This is a genomic window from Pseudomonas sp. EA_65y_Pfl1_P113 (assembly GCF_963970525.1).
Lineage (GTDB): Bacteria > Pseudomonadota > Gammaproteobacteria > Pseudomonadales > Pseudomonadaceae > Aquipseudomonas > Aquipseudomonas tritici.
This window is the reverse complement of sequence record NZ_CAXAQM010000011.1, coordinates 13,904-31,611: the sequence shown is the minus strand read 5'-3', so window position 1 is coordinate 31,611 and position 17,708 is coordinate 13,904. Positions and strand designations below refer to the sequence as shown.

The window sequence follows — 17,708 nt, the reverse complement described above, 5'->3', positions numbered from 1 at the left end:
CTGTAGCATTGGTCGGCGCGCCGTGGGTGCGTCTTTGCTTTATCAGATGGAGAGCGCTATGGCTTGGAATGAGCCGGGTGGCAACTCGAATAATCAGGATCCTTGGGGTGGTAAACGCCGCAATAATGGCGACCGCAAAGGGCCACCAGATCTCGACGAGGCCTTCCGAAAGCTGCAGGAAAGCCTGAATGGGTTGTTCGGTGGTGGGAAAAAACGTGGTGGTGACGACGGCGGTCGCACAAGCAAGGGCGGTGGCTATGGCCTGCTTGGCCTGGGTCTTGTCGTGCTGGCGGCCGTATGGCTGTACAGCGCCGTTTACGTGGTGGACGAGCAGGAGCAAGCCGTGGTGCTGCGCTTCGGCAAGTACTACGAAACCGTCGGCCCGGGCCTGAACATCTACTTCCCGCCGATCGATAAGAAGTACATGGAGAATGTCACGCGTGAGCGTGCCTACACCAAGCAGGGCCAGATGCTGACCGAAGACGAGAACATCGTCGAAGTGCCGCTGACCGTGCAGTACAAGATCAGCAACCTGCAGGACTACGTGCTGAACGTTGACCAGCCGGAAATCAGCCTGCAACACGCAACTGAAAGCGCCCTGCGCCACGTGGTGGGTTCTACCGCCATGGACCAGGTGCTGACCGAAGGTCGTGAGTTGATGGCCAGCGAAATCAAGGAGCGCCTGCAACGGTTCCTCGATACCTATCGCACCGGTATTACCGTCACCCAGGTCAACGTACAGAACGCGGCCGCGCCGCGCGAAGTGCAGGAAGCCTTTGATGATGTGATCCGTGCCCGTGAAGACGAGCAGCGTTCGCGCAACCAGGCTGAAACCTACGCCAACGGCGTCGTGCCGGAAGCCCGTGGTCAGGCCCAGCGTATCCTTGAGGATGCCAATGGTTACCGCGACGAAGTGGTCTCCCGTGCCAAGGGTGAGGCGGATCGCTTTACCAAATTGGTCGCCGAGTACCGCAAGGCGCCGGAAGTTACGCGTGAGCGTCTGTACCTGGATACCATGCAGGAAGTCTTCAGCAACACCAGCAAGGTTCTCGTGACTGGCAGCAAAGGCGGGCAGAACAACCTGCTCTACCTGCCGCTGGACAAGATGATCGAAGGTGGTCGTAGCAGCACCGGCGCACCGTCCACCGGTTCCAATGCCGCTGCCAACGAAGCGAGCGCCCGTGCGGCCGCTGACTTGTCGCAACAGCAAACACGTACCAGGGAGAGTCGTTGATGAGCAATAAATCGCTGACCGCCCTGATTGTGGGCGTCGTCGTGGTCATCGCTGCCTGGAACTGCTTCTACATCGTGGCTCAGACCGAGCGTGCGGTGCTGCTGCAATTCGGTCGCGTGGTCCAGGCGGATGTCCAGCCGGGCTTGCATGTGAAAGTTCCCTACGTCAACCAGGTGCGTAAGTTTGACGCCCGCCTGATGACCCTGGATGCACCGACACAGCGCTTCCTGACCCTGGAAAAGAAAGCCGTGATGGTTGACGCCTACGCCAAGTGGCGCGTCAAGGATGCCGAGCGCTTCTACACTGCGACCTCCGGCCTCAAGCAGATTGCTGACGAGCGTTTGTCGCGCCGTCTGGAGTCGGGCCTGCGTGACCAGTTTGGTAAGCGCACCCTGCACGAGGTGGTATCCGGTGAGCGTGATGCGCTGATGGCTGACATCACGCGATCGCTGAACACGATGGCGGAAAAAGAGCTGGGCATCGAGGTGGTTGATGTTCGGGTCAAGGCTATCGACCTGCCGAAGGAAGTGAATCGCAGCGTGTTCGAGCGTATGAGCACCGAGCGTGAGCGTGAAGCCCGTGAGCACCGCGCCAAGGGTAACGAGTTGGCGGAAGGTATCCGTGCGGATGCCGATCGTCAGCGCCGTGTACTGTTGGCCGAAGCCTATCGCGAGTCTGAAGAGGCCCGTGGTGATGGTGATGCCCAAGCTGCTTCGATCTACGCCAAGGCCTACGGCCAGGACCAGGAGTTCTACGCGTTCTACCGTAGCCTGCGTGCCTACCGTGAAAGCTTCGCGAACAAAACCGACGTCATGGTGCTGGACCCAAGCAGCGACTTCTTCCGCTACCTGGAAAAGTCCAAGTAACCAGCCTGTGATTCTGTAGGTGTCACTCCCGTCGGGCGGCTAAAACGCCTGGCGGGGTGATCCTTTCAGAAAACGGGTGTATGATGCGGCAGCCGGGAAATTCCCGGCTTTTTTGCGTCTGCATGTTTGATTCGGCAGGCGTTACAGGTTTTTCGAGGAAAGTGCCCGACGAGGCCGGTGATAGGTCGTTCGTCACGTCGTTCTTGCGCGTGGTTTATGCAAGGGGCGGGTATTTTCTGCTCTACTCAAGGCTCGGCCGAGGGCTGGCCGCCCGGATCATAGGGGAATGGCGTAATGGCAACGGTAGACCGCTGGCTGCTGCCAGATGGCATCGAAGAAGTACTGCCACCGGAGGCTGCGCGCATTGAAGTAGCGCGTCGCCAGGTGTTGGATCTGTTCCAGAGCTGGGGTTACGAGTTTGTCGTGACCCCCCATATCGAGTACCTGGAATCCCTGCTGACCGGCGCGGGCCAGGACCTGGATCTGCGCACCTTCAAAGTCATCGACCCGCAATCGGGCCGGCAAATGGGCTTTCGTGCCGATATCACGCCGCAAGTGGCGCGCATCGATGCACACACCCTGCGTCGCGAAGGCCCGAGCCGCCTCTGCTATGCCGGCAGCGTGCTGCATGCGCAACCGCGTGCACTGTCGTCTTCGCGCAGCCCGATCCAATTGGGTGCCGAACTGTACGGCGATGCCAGCCCGAGCAGCGACGTTGAGGTGATCAGCTTGATGCTGGCCATGCTGCAATTGGCTGACGTACCTGATGTCCACATGGACTTGGGCCACGTGGGTATCTACCGTGGCCTGGCCCGCGCAGCCGGTTTGTCCGGTGAAGTGGAACAACAGTTGTTCGATGCCCTGCAACGCAAGGCCATCGATGAAGTGATTGCCCTGACCGCTGGCGTGCCTGCCGATCTGGCCGACATGCTGCGTGCGCTGGTGAACCTGTGCGGCGGCCGTGAAGTGCTGGTGGCTGCGCGTGAGCGCCTGGCCAATGCGCCGGCACCGGTACTGGCTGCGCTGGACGATGTGCTGGCGATTGCCGAGCAGTTGTCGTCACGGTTCCCGCAGCTGCCGCTGTATTTTGACCTGGGTGAGTTGCGCGGCTATCACTACCACACCGGTGTGGTGTTCGCGGTGTTTGTACCAGGGGTCGGCCAAGCCATCGCCCAAGGCGGTCGTTATGACGATATCGGCGCCGATTTTGGCCGTGCGCGCCCGGCCACCGGCTTTTCCACCGATTTGAAAACCCTGGTGACCCTGGGGCGTGCTGAGGTCGAGCTGCCGTCTGGTGGCATCTGGATGCCCGACAGTACGGACGCAGCACTCTGGCAGCGGGTTTGCCAGTTGCGCAGTGAAGGTCAGCGCGTTGTCCAGGCCTTGCCTGGTCAGCCATTGGCCGCCGCCCGTGAAGCGGACTGCGACCGGCAATTGATTCTGCAGAACGGGCTTTGGCAAGTATCGCCACTGGCTTCTTGAGTTTTCCTGCCGGCCATCGCCGGCACCAAGTTTGCGCGAATGAGGACAAGTGTTATGGGTAAGAATGTCGTAGTCCTGGGCACCCAATGGGGTGATGAGGGCAAAGGCAAGATCGTTGATCTGCTGACCGAACATGCTGCCGCCGTAGTGCGCTACCAAGGTGGCCACAACGCTGGCCACACCCTGGTCATCGATGGCGAAAAAACCGTTTTGCACCTGATCCCGTCGGGTGTGCTGCGCGAAGGCGTGCAGTGCCTGATCGGCAACGGCGTGGTGGTTGCACCTGACGCCCTGTTGCGCGAGATCACCAAGCTGGAAGAGAAAGGCGTGCCGGTGCGCGAGCGCCTGCGTATCAGCCCGTCCTGCCCGCTGATCCTGTCCTTCCACGTAGCGCTGGACCAGGCCCGTGAAAAGGCCCGTGGCGAGCTGAAGATCGGTACTACTGGTCGCGGCATCGGCCCTGCGTATGAAGACAAGGTGGCTCGTCGTGGCCTGCGTGTTGGCGACCTGCTGAACATGCCGCGCTTCGAAGACAAGCTGCGTGAGCTGGTGGATTACCACAACTTCATGCTGGTGGGTTACTACAAAGAGGCGGCCATCGAGTTTGAAAAGACCTTGGCCGAGTGCAAGGAATACGCTGAGCTGCTCAAGCCGCTGATGCTGGACGTGACGGCTGAGTTGCACGACCTGCGTCGCGCTGGCAAGGACATCATGTTCGAAGGCGCCCAGGGTTCGTTGCTGGACATCGACCACGGTACCTACCCGTACGTGACCAGCTCCAACACCACCGCGGGCGGCGTTGCGACTGGCTCGGGCGTTGGTCCTATGTTCCTGGACTACATCCTGGGCATCACCAAGGCTTACACCACCCGTGTAGGCTCAGGTCCATTCCCGACTGAGTTGTTCGACGAAGTCGGTGCGCACCTGGCCAAACAAGGCCACGAGTTCGGCGCAACCACCGGCCGTGCTCGTCGGTGTGGCTGGTTCGACGCCGTTATCCTGCGTCGCGCTATCGATGTGAACAGCATCTCGGGCATCTGTCTGACCAAGCTGGACGTACTCGACGGCTTGGAAACCATCAATATCTGCATCGGCTATAAAGATGCAGAAGGCAAGGACGTTGCCCCGACTGACGCTGACAGCTACGTGGGCCTGCAGCCTGTGTACGAAGAAGTGCCGGGCTGGACCGAATCGACCGTGGGTGCCAAAACCCTGGAAGAGCTGCCAGCTAACGCTCGTGCCTACATCAAGCGTGTTGAAGAGCTGATCGGAGCACCCATCGACATTATTTCGACAGGTCCGGACCGCAACGAAACCATCGTTCTGCGTCACCCGTTCGCTTAATAAGCTGTTGATGTAAAAAGCAAAGGGCTCCTAATGGAGCCCTTTGTCGTTTCTGTCGCCTTAGCGGCACGACCTTTGCTTTGGTTCTCTCTTTTGCGGTGCTATCAAATTAATGGCACCCGTGGTCGAGGGATTCCCGATGTCTGCCGTTCTCTCATTGTTACAAAGCCGTCTGTTGCGGCCGGTGTTCGTTACCCTAGGTATCGCTCTTTTGGTGCAAGTGCTGGTAGCGGTTGCTCTCACACGCAGCACGGTCACGGCGCTGGAGGCTGATCTGGGCAATCGCCTGGGCATCGATAGCCAGAAACTGTCTGGTGAACTGGCGCAGGCTGGTAAAGAAGTCACGTCCAGTCTGGATAGCTTGTCTACCAGCACCCGTCAGCGCCTGACAGCAGGGCTTTCGACCCGCCTGCAAGAAGAGCAGAAGCAGCTGCGTGCGACCCTGGAAAAAGACCTGCAAGACTCCGCCAATGACATGGCGCAACTACTGGCCTCTGTAGCGCCTCGCGCCATGTGGGACAGCGACGTGCCGACGTTGTCGGAGTTTGCGCGCCGTGCGCAGCGCAATCCCAACGTACTATTTGTAGTTTATGACGACGCCGCGGGTGAGCATTTGACCCGCTACCTGAATCGCGAGAATCCGATCAACCAGGCGCTGCTGGCCAAGGGAGTGGGTGATCGCGCATTGGATAAGGTGCTCGACGCTGCCAAGAACGACCCTTCCGTGTACTACGTCGAGGCGTCTATCAGCCCCAATGGGGTAGAAATTGGCAAAGTCCGCATGGGCGTTTCGACCGTGTCGGTTGAAGCCGACCTGCAGGCACTGGACAAGCGTTTCGCGGCGCTGATTGCCAGCGGCGATCAACTGGTCGGCGACAGCCTCAAAGGCGCGTCGGCTGATAGCGCGGCCGCCATGGGCGCCCGCCTGCAATCCGCGCAAGCTACGGCCACCCAGATGACGGCCAATACCGCCAGCGCCGTTCAGGAGGCTGCTGGCACCTTGCGCTGGCGCATCGGCATGGGGCTCGCGCTGGTCGGTCTTGGTGTATTGCTGCTGATCGCCATCGTGTTGGGGCGCCGTGTCGTCAACCGCTTGAAGCTGCTGATCGCAGCCATGGATGACCTGGCGGCGGGTGAGGGCGACCTCACCAAGCGTGTGCAGATCAGCAGCAAGGATGAAATCGGCGACATGGCCTCGGCGGTCAATCGCTTTGTGGATAAGTTGCAGCCTATCGTCCGCGAGGCGGGGGATGTGGCCCAGCGTACTGGCGTGGAAATCGGCGCCATGACCTTGCGCAATGCCGGTGCTGATGCGGCGGCGGGCTTGCAGCGTGATGAAGTGGCCGAGAGCTTGCGCGCGTTGTCGCAAATGGCAGACGAAGCGCAAGCCGAAAGCCATGCGATGCAGGCGGCGTTGCAGCAGGTGGTGGATATTCGCCAGGCCACGGATGAGAACTCGCGGACTTCGGCGCAGGTCGGCAGTTTGATCGAGGCGCTGGCGGGCCAGGTGCAGGCAGGCTCCCAAGTGATTGAGCGTCTGGCCCAGCAAAGCGAGCAGATCGAGGTGGTGCTGACCGTGATTCACGGCATCGCCGAGCAAACCAACCTGCTGGCGCTCAATGCGGCGATCGAAGCGGCCCGCGCGGGTGAGACCGGTCGCGGCTTTGCCGTAGTGGCAGACGAGGTGCGCGCGCTTGCGAGTAAAACCCAGAGCTCCACCGGTGATATCCAGGCGCATATCGTGGCGTTGCAGCAAGGCGCTCGTGAGGCGGTGGAAACCATCGGCAAGGCCGGACGCCAGGCTGATGAGGGTTTGCTGGTGCTGCGCGATAGCGTGCGCTTGCAGCAGACGGTGCAGGCCTCGGTGGAGCAGGTCCATGCGGCGATTGGCTTGGCGACGCGCGCGGCTGAGCATCAGGCGCAGGGCGCGCATGCGGTGCGTGGTCGCGTTGAAGTGATCCATGCCCAGGCTGAGCGTGCTGCGCAGGCGGTGGTGGAGACGACGGCCAGTGGCAAGGTGCTGGATGGGTTGGCGGCGCAATTGAAGGCAAGCCTGGGACAGTTCCGGGCCTAGCGTCGCCTGTTCCGGCGTCATCGCGAGCAGGCCTGGCTCCCGCCTTGGAATGCATTCCAAATGTGGGTGTCGGGCTTGCCCGCGATAGCGGTCTCAGCGGCTCAGATACATCCGGGTCGTCAGCAGGTACACCGGCAACCCCGACACCAGTATCAACAACGCCGCATATGGCGCCGCCGCTGCAAACTCGACATTCGAAGTGTGCGCCCACACCGCCGTCGCCAATGTATTCAACCCGGTCGGGCTCAGCAGCAACGTCGCCGTCAATTCCTTCATCGCATCCAGAAACACCAGCGCAAACGCTGCACCCAATGCCGGGAAAATAATTGGCAACGTCACTCGGCAAAACGCACTGAGCGACGACGCCCCCAGCGTACGTGCGGCCTCTTCCAGCTGCGGCGCGGCCCTGTTCAGTGCTGTGCGAATCGGCGCCTGGGCCAGTGGCAAAAACAACAACGCATAAGCGATCAACAACAGTGCCGATGTCTGATACAGCGCCGGCACGTAATGCAGGGCGAAATACACCAGCGTCAGCGCAATCACCAGCCCGGGCAGGGCGTGCAACAGATACGGCAGGCGCTCGGCCCAGATTGCCAGTTGGCCTTTGTAACGCACCACTAGCAGGCCCACTGGCACCGCCAATACTAAGCACAGTGCCGCACCGCCGAGAGAAAGTGCCAACGAAGACAACAACGCTTCACTGATCTCATCCACCGGGAATGCGGCGGAAGAGCCCACTGCCAACCAGTAACCGAGCATCCCCAGTGGTATGCCGCTGCCGATTATCGCCAGTACCAGGCAATACGCCTGGCCCAGCGGTGCCCACTTACCTAGTCGAACCTGCTCGGCGTGCCGCGCTGCGCCTTGGCCTATGCGCACATGTCGGCCGTTGCCGCGCACGCGCAACTCCAGCCACAACAGCGTCAGGCACATCACCAGGAGCACTGCCGAGAGCATTGCGGCGTTGGCATTGCTGAATTCCAGTTCGAATTGCTGGTAGATCGCGGTGGTAAAGGTCTGCAGTCCGATAATCGACAGCGCGCCGAATTCCACCAGCATGTGCAGCGCGATCAACAGTGCCCCGGCCAGCAGCGATGGCCATAGCAAAGGCAATGTGACGCGCAAGAACACGCTCCAGCGATTCAGCCCCAGAGTGCGGGCCGACTCTTCCAGTGAGGGATCAAGGTTGCGCAGCGTCGCCGCCACTGGCAAAAACACCAGCGGGTATTTCGACAAGCTCATCACCAGGATCGCGCCGCCGAGCCCTTCGAAGTTGGCGCTCAGCGAGACCCAGGTAAAGCTGCTGACAAATGCCGGCACCGCAAATGGCAGGCATAAAATCACGCCCCATATGCGTCGCCCCGGCAGGTTGCTGCGCTCCAGCAGCCAGGCCAGTGACAGGCCGATCACGCCGCATGCCAGCGTCACGCCGACCATCAGCGCCAGGGTGTTGCGCAGCAGCCCGAACACGTACGGGCGCCACAGTAGGTGCACCGCTTCCGCCCAGCCGGCCTGCCATGCCTTCAGCCCGACATACGCCAGCGGCAGCAGGCTCAGGCCAACCAGCAACAGCACGGGCAGTAACAGCCAGATAGAAGGGCGCTTGCGCTTTGGGCTGAACCCCCTGCGCGTGGCAGGGGCGGATAGCGATGGGTTCATCAGTTCAAGCCAACGTCACGTTCCAGTTCCAGGGCTTCTTCGGCGTTGCCCAAGTCGGCAGGGGTGACTTTCGGAGGTTGCAGCTCACTGAAAGGCTTGAGTCCGCGCTTGGATTCCATGCCTTTGCGCAGCGGGTACTCAGCCGAGGTGTTGGTGATCACGCGTTGGCCTTCTTCGCTGGCCATAAACGCCAACAGTTGCTGCGCTTCCTTGGGGTGCTTGCTGGATTTCAGCGCTGCAGCCGAAGACACGGTGATCAGGCCGCCCGCATCGCCATTGGTGAAGTAGTGCAACTGGGAGTCCAGGTTGGTTTTTTCTTTCTTCAGCGCGAACCAGTAGTAGTTGTTCACCAGCACCGTGGCCACTTCGCCGTTCTCCACGGCTTTGAGGGCGACCATATTATTGCTGTACACCTTGCCGAAGGCACGCAGGCCGGTCAGCCATTCTTCGGCGGCTTCGCGACCGTGCAACTTGATGATCGCCACGGCCTGCTCCTGGAATGCGCCACTGGTGGGCACGAAGCCAACCTTGCCTTGCCACTCGGGGCCGGCGAAATCCAACACCGATTTCGGCAGGTCTTTTTCAGCAATCAGTTTTGGGTTAAAGGCCACGACGCGGGTGCGTGCGGTCACGCCCATCCAGTCGCCATTGGCGCCGACATAATCCTTGGGCAATACGTTGAGGGTGCTCGCGTCGATTTTGGCCAGCAGGCCTTGTTCGCCGAGTTTGTTCAGTGGTGGCGATTCTTCGGTGTAGATCACGTCGGCAGGGGAGCGGTCACCCTCTTCGACGACCTGGCTGGCCAGTTGGTTGCTGCTGCCTTTGCGTACGTTGACGTGAATGCCGGTCTTGGCTTCGAAGGCCTTGGCGAGTTCATCACCGACTTCTTTGTGCTGGCCGTTGTACAGGGTCAGGGAGGCCTTATCGGCGGAATAGGCGGTGGGCGAGAGCAGGGTCAGGCCGAGCAGAGTGATGGTCAGGCCACGCAGAAGGGATGTCTTGAGATGGGTATCGCGGATCATCATCCGGGTTGTTCCTCACTTGTATTCAACAAATACTTACAAGGATAAACGATAAAACTTCTCAAGTGCGGGCGAGGGGGAAATCGCTGGGGAAGTTTCCACGCTAATGTTTTCAATCCCCGGAAACGAAAAGACCCGCTTTCGCGGGTTTTATCTGAATTTGGTGCCCAGGAGAAGACTCGAACTTCCACGACCTTGCGATCACCAGCACCTGAAGCTGGCGTGTCTACCAATTTCACCACCTGGGCATTATCAAGCAACGTTGCCGCTGTCGATGGGGCGAACTATACGGCGGGGTTTTTGATCTGTAAACCCCTGATTCGAAAAAATAAATCGGGTTTTGCTTTAAAAATCAAAGGCTTGAAACGAAAAGACCCGCTTTCGCGGGTTTTATCTGAATTTGGTGCCCAGGAGAAGACTCGAACTTCCACGACCTTGCGATCACCAGCACCTGAAGCTGGCGTGTCTACCAATTTCACCACCTGGGCAGCATCAACAACGTTGCCGTCGTCGATGGCGCGCACTATACGGAGTGGTATTTGTACTGTAAACCCCCGCTATCAAAAAAAACTGGAAAATATCACAGCCGGGCGTGCAAGCTGCATTTCGGAAGCTGTAAAGTGCTTTTAACGGCTTGTTCGTGCCTGAAATTTCCCGTTTCAATACGCGTATGCCAAACTAACCCGTATATAGACAAGGTGAAAACTCTCTAATGGCCGATTGGCAGTCCCTCGATCCCGAGGCCGCTCGTGAAGCGGAAAAATATGAAAACCCTATTCCTAGCCGTGAACTGATCCTGGCGCATCTCGCCGATCGGGGTTCGCCTGCTAGCCGTGAGCAACTGGTTGAAGAATTCGGTCTGACCACCGAAGACCAGCTCGAAGCCCTGCGCCGCCGTTTGCGTGCCATGGAGCGCGACGCTCAACTGATCTACACCCGCCGTGGCACCTACGCGCCTGTGGATAAGCTCGACCTGATCCTGGGCCGCATTGCCGGCCATCGTGACGGCTTCGGCTTCCTGATCCCGGACGACGGCAGTGATGACCTGTTCATGAGCCCGGCGCAAATGCGCCTGGTGTTCGACGGCGACCGTGCCTTGGCCCGCGTTTCCGGCCTGGACCGTCGTGGTCGTCGTGAAGGTGTGATCGTTGAAGTGGTGTCCCGCGCCCACGAGTCCATTGTCGGTCGTTACTTCGAAGAAGGCGGTATCGGCTTTGTTGTGCCGGATAACCCGAAGGTCCAGCAAGAAGTGCTGATTACCCCGGGCCGCAATGGCGCTGCCAAGGTCGGTCAGTTCGTCGAGGTGAAAATCACCCACTGGCCAACCCCGCGCTTCCAGCCACAGGGCGATATCGTTGAAGTGGTCGGCAACTACATGGCGCCGGGCATGGAAATCGACGTTGCGCTGCGCACCTACGATATTCCTCACGTCTGGCCTGACGCTGTGCTGAAAGAAGCCGCCAAGCTCAAGCCGGTAGTTGAAGAAAAAGACAAAGAAAAACGCATCGACCTGCGTCATCTGCCGTTTGTCACCATCGACGGCGAAGATGCCCGCGACTTCGACGATGCGGTTTACTGCGAAGCCAAGCCTGGCAAGCTGCGCCTGTTCTCGGGTGGCTGGAAGCTGTTTGTCGCCATTGCCGACGTGTCCAGCTACGTGAAAATCGGTTCGGCCTTGGACAACGAAGCCCAGGTGCGCGGCAACTCGGTGTACTTCCCTGAGCGCGTGATCCCGATGCTGCCTGAGCAGCTGTCCAACGGTCTGTGCTCCCTGAACCCGAAAGTCGACCGTTTGGCTATGGTGTGCGAGATGACCATCTCGAAAACCGGCGAAATGACCGACTACCAGTTCTATGAAGCGGTGATCCACTCCCAGGCGCGCCTGACCTACAACAAGGTCAGCACTATCCTGGAAACGCCGAAAACCAGCGAAGCCAAGGCCCTTCGTACCGAGTACGCAGGCGTGGTTCCGCACCTCAAGCAGCTCTATGCGCTGTACAAGGTGTTGCTGGGTGCCCGTCACGTACGTGGCGCGATCGATTTTGAAACGCAGGAAACCCGAATTGTCTTCGGTTCCGAGCGCAAGATCGCCGCGATCACCCCGACCACGCGTAACGATGCTCACAAACTGATCGAAGAGTGCATGCTGGCGGCCAACGTGGCCACTGCTGAGTTCCTGAAAAAGCACGAAATTCCTGCGCTCTACCGGGTGCACGACGGTCCGCCGCCGGAGCGTCTGGAGAAGTTGCGTGCATTCCTCGGTGAGCTGGGCCTGTCCCTGCACAAAGGCAAAGATGGCCCATCGCCGAAGGATTACCAGGCGTTGCTCGCGAGCATCAAGGACCGTCCGGATTACCACGTGATCCAGACCGTGATGCTGCGTTCCCTGAGTCAAGCGGTGTACAGCGCTGATAACCAAGGCCACTTCGGCCTGAATTACGAAGCCTATACCCACTTCACCTCGCCAATTCGACGTTACCCGGACCTGCTCACGCACCGTGCGATCCGTAGCGTGATCCATTCCAAGCAAAACACCCCGCACGTCAAACGTGCCGGTGCGATGACCATTCCGAAGGCGCGGATCTATCCGTACGACGAAGCGGCGCTGGAACAGTTGGGCGAGCAATGCTCCATGAGCGAGCGCCGTGCCGACGAAGCCACTCGCGACGTAGTGAACTGGCTCAAGTGCGAGTTCATGAAGGATCGCGTGGGTGAGTCGTTCCCGGGTGTGATCACTGCGGTGACTGGCTTTGGTCTGTTCGTTGAACTGACCGATATCTACGTCGAGGGTCTGGTGCATGTCACCGCCTTGCCGGGTGACTACTACCACTTTGACCCTGTGCATCACCGCCTCGCGGGCGAGCGCACCGGTCGTAGCTTCCGTTTGGGTGACACGGTTGAAGTGCAGGTCATGCGCGTCGACCTTGACGAGCGCAAGATCGACTTCGGTATGCCTGAGAAGCCTGCCGAGGCGCCGGGCAGCCGTAAAAAACGTGGCAGCGAACCTACTGCGCCAGCCGGCAAAGGCAGGGGCACTTCCGCGAAAGCGGCAGCCGCCGAGCCTGCGCCAGCCAAGGCGGGTCGTCGCTCGTCTACCAAGGAAAAGGCTCCTGAGGCCTACCGCCCAAGCGACGCAGCGGCGAAAAACGCCGAATTGCGCAAAAGCCGCGAGTTGAAGCAGAAGTTGCTCAACGAAGCCAAAAGCGGTGGTAAAGCGGTGTCTGGGGGAAAGTCTCGCGGGGACGAAAACCCGTCGAGCAAACCAAGTAAGCACCGTAAAGGCCCGCCCAAAGCGGGTTCGACCCCCGCGAAAAGCGGTGGGTCGCGCAAACCTAAGGCCAAGTCATGAGTCTGGAAAAAATCTACGGCGTGCATGCCGTAGAAGCACTGCTGCGTCACCACCCTAAGCGCGTCAAGCAAGTGTGGCTGGCAGAAGGTCGCAGCGAGCCACGCGTGCAATCGCTGGTCGAGCTGGCCACCCAAAACAAGGTGGCTATCGGTCAGGCTGAGCGTCGTGAAATGGACGTGTGGGTTGAGGGCGTTCACCAAGGCGTGGTTGCAGACGTCAGTCCGAGCCAGGTCTGGGGCGAAGCCATGCTCGACGAGCTGCTTGACCGTACCGAAGGTGCCCCGCTGTTGCTGGTGCTGGACGGCGTGACCGACCCGCATAACCTCGGCGCTTGCCTGCGTTCGGCGGATGCTGCCGGCGCGCTGGCAGTGATTGTGCCTAAAGACAAGTCGGCCACCCTGACGCCAGTCGTGCGTAAAGTGGCCTGCGGCGCGGCGGAAGTGATTCCGCTGGTGGCTGTGACCAACCTGGCGCGCACCCTGGAGAAACTCCAGCAGCGTGGCCTGTGGATCGTGGGTACGGCAGGCGAGGCTGAGGTCAGCATTTATGACCAGGACCTCACCGGCCCGACCATTTTGATCATGGGTGCCGAGGGTAAGGGCATGCGTCGCCTGACCCGTGAGCACTGCGATTACCTGGTGCATTTGCCGATGGCGGGTAGTGTCAGCAGTCTGAACGTGTCGGTTGCTACCGGCGTGTGCCTGTTTGAAGCCCAGCGCCAGCGTGGCGCCAAGGCCAAAACCAAGCCTAAGAAATAACCAAGTCTGGCGCAGGTCGAAAATGTGGGAGCGAGCAAGCCCGCTCCCATATCTGTTTTAGGGTGTTTGGAGGATTGTTCAAATAATCACCAATCACCTTGCGCCGTTCCTCCCCCTTCTCTACAATTGCGCCCCTTGCCTTCCTGGCGGGCACCGATGTGCCTCCCTTTGGCAAGATCCATAAGTGTCATTCACTCCTTGTCTGACCGTTTTTGAGCGGCAGGCTACAACCCGTAAGGAGCATTCATGCGTCATTACGAAATCATCTTTTTGGTCCACCCGGATCAAAGCGAGCAAGTCGGCGGCATGGTAGAGCGTTACACCAAGCTGATCGAAGAAGACGGCGGCAAAATCCACCGTCTGGAAGATTGGGGCCGTCGTCAACTGGCCTATGCAATCAACAATGTTCACAAGGCTCACTACGTGATGCTGAACGTTGAATGCACTGGCAAGGCCCTGGCCGAGCTGGAAGACAACTTCCGCTACAACGATGCAGTGATCCGTAACCTGGTCATCCGTCGCGAAGAAGCCGTTACCGGCCAATCCGAGATGCTCAAGGCTGAAGAAAACCGCAGTGAGCGCCGTGAGCGTCGCGACCGTCCTGAGCACGAAGGCGCTGATAGCGCTGATAGTGATGACAGCGACAACAGCGATAACGCTGACGAGTAATCCACGGACCTTTTAAGGAGCCTATCAAATGGCACGTTTCTTCCGTCGTCGTAAATTCTGCCGCTTCACCGCTGAAGACGTGAAAGAGATCGATTACAAAGATCTCAACACTCTGAAAGCCTACGTATCCGAGACCGGCAAAATCGTTCCAAGCCGTATCACCGGTACCAAAGCACGTTATCAGCGTCAGCTGGCCACCGCTATCAAGCGCGCCCGCTTCCTGGCCCTGCTGGCCTACACCGACAGCCACGGCCGCTGAGACCGGGCAGTCGACAAGTAGTAAGGGATTGAATGCATGCGCGCCTTAGCTGAGTTCATCATGCGCGGTCGTGTGCAGGCCACTCTGGTAGTGGCTGGATGTGCAGCATTGCCGTTGTTGTATTGGTTGGGTGCTGCCGCTGGATGCCTTGTGCTCCTGCGGCGCGGTTTGCAGGGCGCCGTTGGCGTCCTGGCCCTGGGAGTGTTGGCCGCCTTGATCTGGTGGCTGCAACTGGGCGAACCCAAGGTGCTTCTGGTGCTGCTGGGGTCGTCGAGCCTTGCGTTGGTGTTGCGCGCAAGTGAGTCCTGGGTCCGCACGCTGCTGGTCAGCGTGGCATTGGGGTTGGTGTTTTCGGTGTTGATTGACGCGGCTTTCCGCCCGCAAATCGAGGCGCTGTCGCAAGAGATCGTCAAGATCCTGCCGATGGCCCTCGGGGAACTCTACCAGCAGCTGTCGGTAGATGAGCGAGCGCGACTGGCAACACTGATTACACCGGCCCTGATCGGCCTGATGGCGGTAATGATGCAGATCGTCAGCTTGTTGAGCCTGATGCTTGGGCGATATTGGCAGGCGTTGTTGTACAACCCGGGTGGTTTTGGTCGCGAGTTTCGCAGCATCAGAATTCCCGTGGGCCCAGCGATGTTGCTGCTTGCACTCATGGTTATCGGACCGAACCTCGGTTCGCAGATGGCCTTGATGGTGCTGTTTTGCAGCGTACCGCTGATGTTCGCCGGACTGGCCCTGATTCACGGGCTGGTCGCGCAGAAGCGCCTGGCCAAGTTTTGGCTGGTGGGGTTGTACGTAACGATGTTGCTGTTCATGCAGCTGATCTATCCGTTACTCGTGGTTCTGGCCATTGTCGACGGCCTGATTGATTTTCGCGGTCGTCTGGCGCCGAAAGACGTCGATAACGCGAACGGTGAAGGTTAAAAGTTAGAGGATTTTCACATGCAACTGATCCTTCTGGAAAAAGTCGCCAACCTGGGCAACCTGGGCGACAAAGTGAACGTTAAGGCCGGCTACGGTCGTAACTACCTGCTGCCATACGGCAAAGCCACCGCTGCAACCGCTGCCAACCTGGCTGCGTTTGAAGAGCGTCGTGCTGAGCTGGAAAAAGCAGCAGCAGACAAAAAAGCTTCGGCCGAAACTCGCGCTGCCCAACTGGCTGAGCTGGAAGTGACTATCACTGCCACCGCCGGTGACGAAGGCAAGCTGTTCGGTTCGATCGGCACCCACGACATCGCTGATGCACTGACCGCCTCCGGCGTTGAAGTGCAGAAGAGCGAAGTTCGTCTGCCGAACGGCACCATCCGCAACGTAGGCGAATTCGACGTAGCCGTGCACCTGCACGCCGAAGTTGAAGCCACCGTACGCGTTGTCGTGGTAGCAGCTTAAGCAAGACCCAACTGGCTGGCACCTTGCGTGACAGCCGGTTAACATCGGGCACGATCCTGTTTACAGGTCGTGCCTTTTGTTTTTTTACACACCCCTAATTCCAAGTGGCCATGAACGATATTTCAGCTCCCGAGCAATACGATCTGCAAACCGCTGCCCTGAAGGTGCCGCCGCACTCCATCGAGGCCGAACAGGCCGTGCTCGGTGGTTTGATGCTGGACAACAACGCCTGGGAGCGCGTGCTGGATCAAGTCTCGGACGGTGACTTCTATCGCCATGACCACCGCTTGATCTTCCGCGCCATCGCCAAGCTGGCCGATCAGAACTCCCCCATCGACGTCGTGACCCTTGCCGAGCAGTTGGACAAGGAAGGTCAGACCTCACAGGTGGGCGGTCTCGGCTACCTGGGTGAGCTCGCAAAAAACACCCCGTCGGTCGCCAACATCAAGGCCTATGCGCAGATCGTCCGCGCGCGGGCAACGTTGCGTCAATTGATCGGCATTGCCACTGAAATCGCCGACAGTGCCTTCAACCCGGAAGGGCGTACAGCCGAGGAAATCCTCGACGAAGCCGAGCGACAGATCTTCCAGATCGCCGAAGCGCGGCCGAAAACGGGCGGCCCGGTCAGCGTCAACGACCTGTTGACCAAAGCCATCGACCGTATCGATACCCTGTTTAACACCGACAACGCGATCACCGGCCTGTCCACTGGCTACACCGACCTCGATGGCATGACCAGCGGCCTGCAACCGTCTGACTTGATCATCGTTGCGGGTCGTCCGTCGATGGGTAAAACCACGTTCGCGATGAATCTGGTGGAAAACGCCGTTCTGCGCAGTGACAAGGCGGTGCTGGTTTACTCCCTGGAGATGCCAGGTGAATCGCTGATCATGCGGATGCTTTCATCCCTGGGCCGCATCGACCAGACCAAAGTACGTGCCGGTCGCCTGGAAGACGATGACTGGCCGCGCCTGACCTCGGCGGTCAATCTGCTCAACGACCGCAAGCTGTTCATCGATGACACCGCCGGTATCAGCCCGTCAGAAATGCGCGCGCGCACCCGACGCCTGGTGCGTGAGCATGGCGACATTGCCCTGATCATGATCGACTACCTGCAGTTGATGCAGATCCCCGGCTCCAGCGGTGACAGCCGAACCAACGAGATTTCCGAGATTTCTCGCTCGTTGAAAGCCCTGGCCAAGGAATTCAACTGCCCAGTGGTGGCGCTGTCCCAGCTCAACCGTTCCCTGGAACAACGGCCCAACAAGCGCCCGATCAACTCCGACTTGCGGGAATCCGGAGCGATCGAGCAGGATGCTGACGTGATCATGTTCGTGTACCGCGACGAGGTGTATCACCCGGAAACCGAGCACAAGGGCATCGCCGAGATCATCATCGGCAAGCAGCGTAACGGCCCGATCGGCACCACGCGCCTGGCGTTTATCGGTAAATACACCCGGTTCGAAAACCTTGCGCCAGGCAGTTACAACTTCGAAGACGAGTAAATGAACGCCTCCAATTCCGACTGCAAAGGTCGGAATTGGTCAAATTTTGTGCTATATTCCGCGCCCGCGATTTTTCATCTCAACACCGGTCA

At 59.4% G+C, this 17,708-nt stretch carries 14 protein-coding genes and 2 tRNA genes; 12 read left to right on the top strand and 4 right to left on the bottom strand.

Annotated elements, in window-relative coordinates:
* Positions 1 to 58 precede the first annotated feature (58 nt).
* From hflK to AACY52_RS12610, 5 genes are all read left to right on the top strand, one after another.
* Positions 59 to 1,234: an FtsH protease activity modulator HflK gene (hflK, locus tag AACY52_RS12630; RefSeq protein ID WP_339415654.1), complete on the top strand. Its 1,176-nt coding sequence runs from the start codon at positions 59 to 61 to the stop codon at positions 1,232 to 1,234.
* Entirely contained in the window at positions 1,234 to 2,100 is an 867-nt protein-coding gene (gene hflC, locus AACY52_RS12625) for a protease modulator HflC (protein WP_017849753.1), read from the top strand. The genes hflK and hflC overlap by 1 nt, the downstream gene beginning before the upstream one ends.
* Positions 2,101 to 2,394: 294 nt before the next feature.
* Complete coding sequence (locus tag AACY52_RS12620; RefSeq protein ID WP_339435817.1) at positions 2,395 to 3,582, top strand: ATP phosphoribosyltransferase regulatory subunit; 1,188 nt, start codon at positions 2,395 to 2,397, stop codon at positions 3,580 to 3,582.
* A 54-nt stretch (positions 3,583 to 3,636) separates the two neighbouring features.
* Positions 3,637 to 4,926 (top strand): adenylosuccinate synthase, encoded by a 1,290-nt coding sequence (locus AACY52_RS12615; protein WP_339415659.1) that lies wholly within the window; start codon positions 3,637 to 3,639, stop codon positions 4,924 to 4,926.
* Positions 4,927 to 5,065: 139 nt separating this feature from the next.
* Positions 5,066 to 7,000, top strand: coding sequence for a methyl-accepting chemotaxis protein (locus AACY52_RS12610; RefSeq protein ID WP_339415660.1), 1,935 nt, complete (start codon positions 5,066 to 5,068; stop codon positions 6,998 to 7,000).
* Positions 7,001 to 7,093: 93 nt separating this feature from the next.
* On the opposite strand, the gene AACY52_RS12605 is transcribed toward AACY52_RS12610, so the two are convergent.
* From AACY52_RS12605 to AACY52_RS12590, 4 genes are all read right to left on the bottom strand, one after another.
* Complete coding sequence (locus tag AACY52_RS12605; RefSeq protein WP_339415661.1) at positions 7,094 to 8,659, bottom strand: iron ABC transporter permease; 1,566 nt, start codon at positions 8,657 to 8,659, stop codon at positions 7,094 to 7,096.
* Positions 8,659 to 9,684 carry an iron ABC transporter substrate-binding protein gene (locus AACY52_RS12600; protein ID WP_339415662.1) on the bottom strand — a complete coding sequence of 342 codons (1,026 nt, stop codon included), beginning with the start codon at positions 9,682 to 9,684 and terminating at the stop codon, positions 8,659 to 8,661. The genes AACY52_RS12605 and AACY52_RS12600 overlap by 1 nt, the downstream gene beginning before the upstream one ends.
* A 158-nt stretch (positions 9,685 to 9,842) precedes the next feature.
* Positions 9,843 to 9,929: transfer RNA gene (locus AACY52_RS12595), tRNA-Leu, on the bottom strand.
* Positions 9,930 to 10,082: 153 nt separating this feature from the next.
* Positions 10,083 to 10,169 (bottom strand) — tRNA-Leu (locus AACY52_RS12590).
* Positions 10,170 to 10,393: 224 nt separating this feature from the next.
* Between AACY52_RS12590 and rnr the strand changes: the two genes are divergently transcribed.
* The 7 genes from rnr (at position 10,394) to dnaB (ending at position 17,616) form a co-directional block, all read left to right on the top strand.
* Complete coding sequence (gene rnr / locus AACY52_RS12585) at positions 10,394 to 13,030, top strand: ribonuclease R (RefSeq protein ID WP_339560531.1); 2,637 nt, start codon at positions 10,394 to 10,396, stop codon at positions 13,028 to 13,030.
* Positions 13,027 to 13,788 (top strand): 23S rRNA (guanosine(2251)-2'-O)-methyltransferase RlmB, encoded by a 762-nt coding sequence (rlmB, locus tag AACY52_RS12580; RefSeq protein WP_339415664.1) that lies wholly within the window; start codon positions 13,027 to 13,029, stop codon positions 13,786 to 13,788. The genes rnr and rlmB overlap by 4 nt, the downstream gene beginning before the upstream one ends.
* 246 nt (positions 13,789 to 14,034) lie before the next feature.
* On the top strand, positions 14,035 to 14,457 hold the full coding sequence (rpsF, locus tag AACY52_RS12575; protein ID WP_003236224.1) for a 30S ribosomal protein S6: 423 nt from the start codon (positions 14,035 to 14,037) through the stop codon (positions 14,455 to 14,457).
* A 28-nt stretch (positions 14,458 to 14,485) separates the two neighbouring features.
* Positions 14,486 to 14,716 carry a 30S ribosomal protein S18 gene (gene rpsR, locus AACY52_RS12570; protein WP_002551829.1) on the top strand — a complete coding sequence of 77 codons (231 nt, stop codon included), beginning with the start codon at positions 14,486 to 14,488 and terminating at the stop codon, positions 14,714 to 14,716.
* Between the two features lie 36 nt (positions 14,717 to 14,752).
* Positions 14,753 to 15,646, top strand: a complete 894-nt coding sequence (locus AACY52_RS12565; RefSeq protein ID WP_339560530.1) for a hypothetical protein — start codon at positions 14,753 to 14,755, stop codon at positions 15,644 to 15,646.
* A gap of 18 nt (positions 15,647 to 15,664) precedes the next feature.
* Positions 15,665 to 16,111 carry a 50S ribosomal protein L9 gene (rplI, locus tag AACY52_RS12560; protein ID WP_003171376.1) on the top strand — a complete coding sequence of 149 codons (447 nt, stop codon included), beginning with the start codon at positions 15,665 to 15,667 and terminating at the stop codon, positions 16,109 to 16,111.
* A 110-nt stretch (positions 16,112 to 16,221) separates the two neighbouring features.
* On the top strand, positions 16,222 to 17,616 hold the full coding sequence (gene dnaB, locus AACY52_RS12555) for a replicative DNA helicase (RefSeq protein ID WP_049710289.1): 1,395 nt from the start codon (positions 16,222 to 16,224) through the stop codon (positions 17,614 to 17,616).
* The last annotated feature ends 92 nt before the right edge of the window (positions 17,617 to 17,708 follow it).

Excerpts from the sequence above, each read along its gene's own strand:
- hflK (WP_339415654.1), top strand. The coding sequence starts at position 59 with ATGGCTTGGAATGAGCCGGGTGGCAACTCGAATAATCAGGATCCTTGG.
- rpsF (WP_003236224.1), top strand. The coding sequence starts at position 14,035 with ATGCGTCATTACGAAATCATCTTTTTGGTCCACCCGGATCAAAGCGAG.
- AACY52_RS12620 (WP_339435817.1), top strand. The coding sequence starts at position 2,395 with ATGGCAACGGTAGACCGCTGGCTGCTGCCAGATGGCATCGAAGAAGTA.
- rpsR (WP_002551829.1), top strand. The coding sequence starts at position 14,486 with ATGGCACGTTTCTTCCGTCGTCGTAAATTCTGCCGCTTCACCGCTGAA.
- AACY52_RS12610 (WP_339415660.1), top strand. The coding sequence starts at position 5,066 with ATGTCTGCCGTTCTCTCATTGTTACAAAGCCGTCTGTTGCGGCCGGTG.
- rlmB (WP_339415664.1), top strand. The coding sequence starts at position 13,027 with ATGAGTCTGGAAAAAATCTACGGCGTGCATGCCGTAGAAGCACTGCTG.
- dnaB (WP_049710289.1), top strand. The coding sequence starts at position 16,222 with ATGAACGATATTTCAGCTCCCGAGCAATACGATCTGCAAACCGCTGCC.
- AACY52_RS12615 (WP_339415659.1), top strand. The coding sequence starts at position 3,637 with ATGGGTAAGAATGTCGTAGTCCTGGGCACCCAATGGGGTGATGAGGGC.
- AACY52_RS12605 (WP_339415661.1), bottom strand. The coding sequence starts at position 8,659 with ATGAACCCATCGCTATCCGCCCCTGCCACGCGCAGGGGGTTCAGCCCA.
- hflC (WP_017849753.1), top strand. The coding sequence starts at position 1,234 with ATGAGCAATAAATCGCTGACCGCCCTGATTGTGGGCGTCGTCGTGGTC.
- rplI (WP_003171376.1), top strand. The coding sequence starts at position 15,665 with ATGCAACTGATCCTTCTGGAAAAAGTCGCCAACCTGGGCAACCTGGGC.
- rnr (WP_339560531.1), top strand. The coding sequence starts at position 10,394 with ATGGCCGATTGGCAGTCCCTCGATCCCGAGGCCGCTCGTGAAGCGGAA.
- AACY52_RS12565 (WP_339560530.1), top strand. The coding sequence starts at position 14,753 with ATGCGCGCCTTAGCTGAGTTCATCATGCGCGGTCGTGTGCAGGCCACT.
- AACY52_RS12600 (WP_339415662.1), bottom strand. The coding sequence starts at position 9,684 with ATGATGATCCGCGATACCCATCTCAAGACATCCCTTCTGCGTGGCCTG.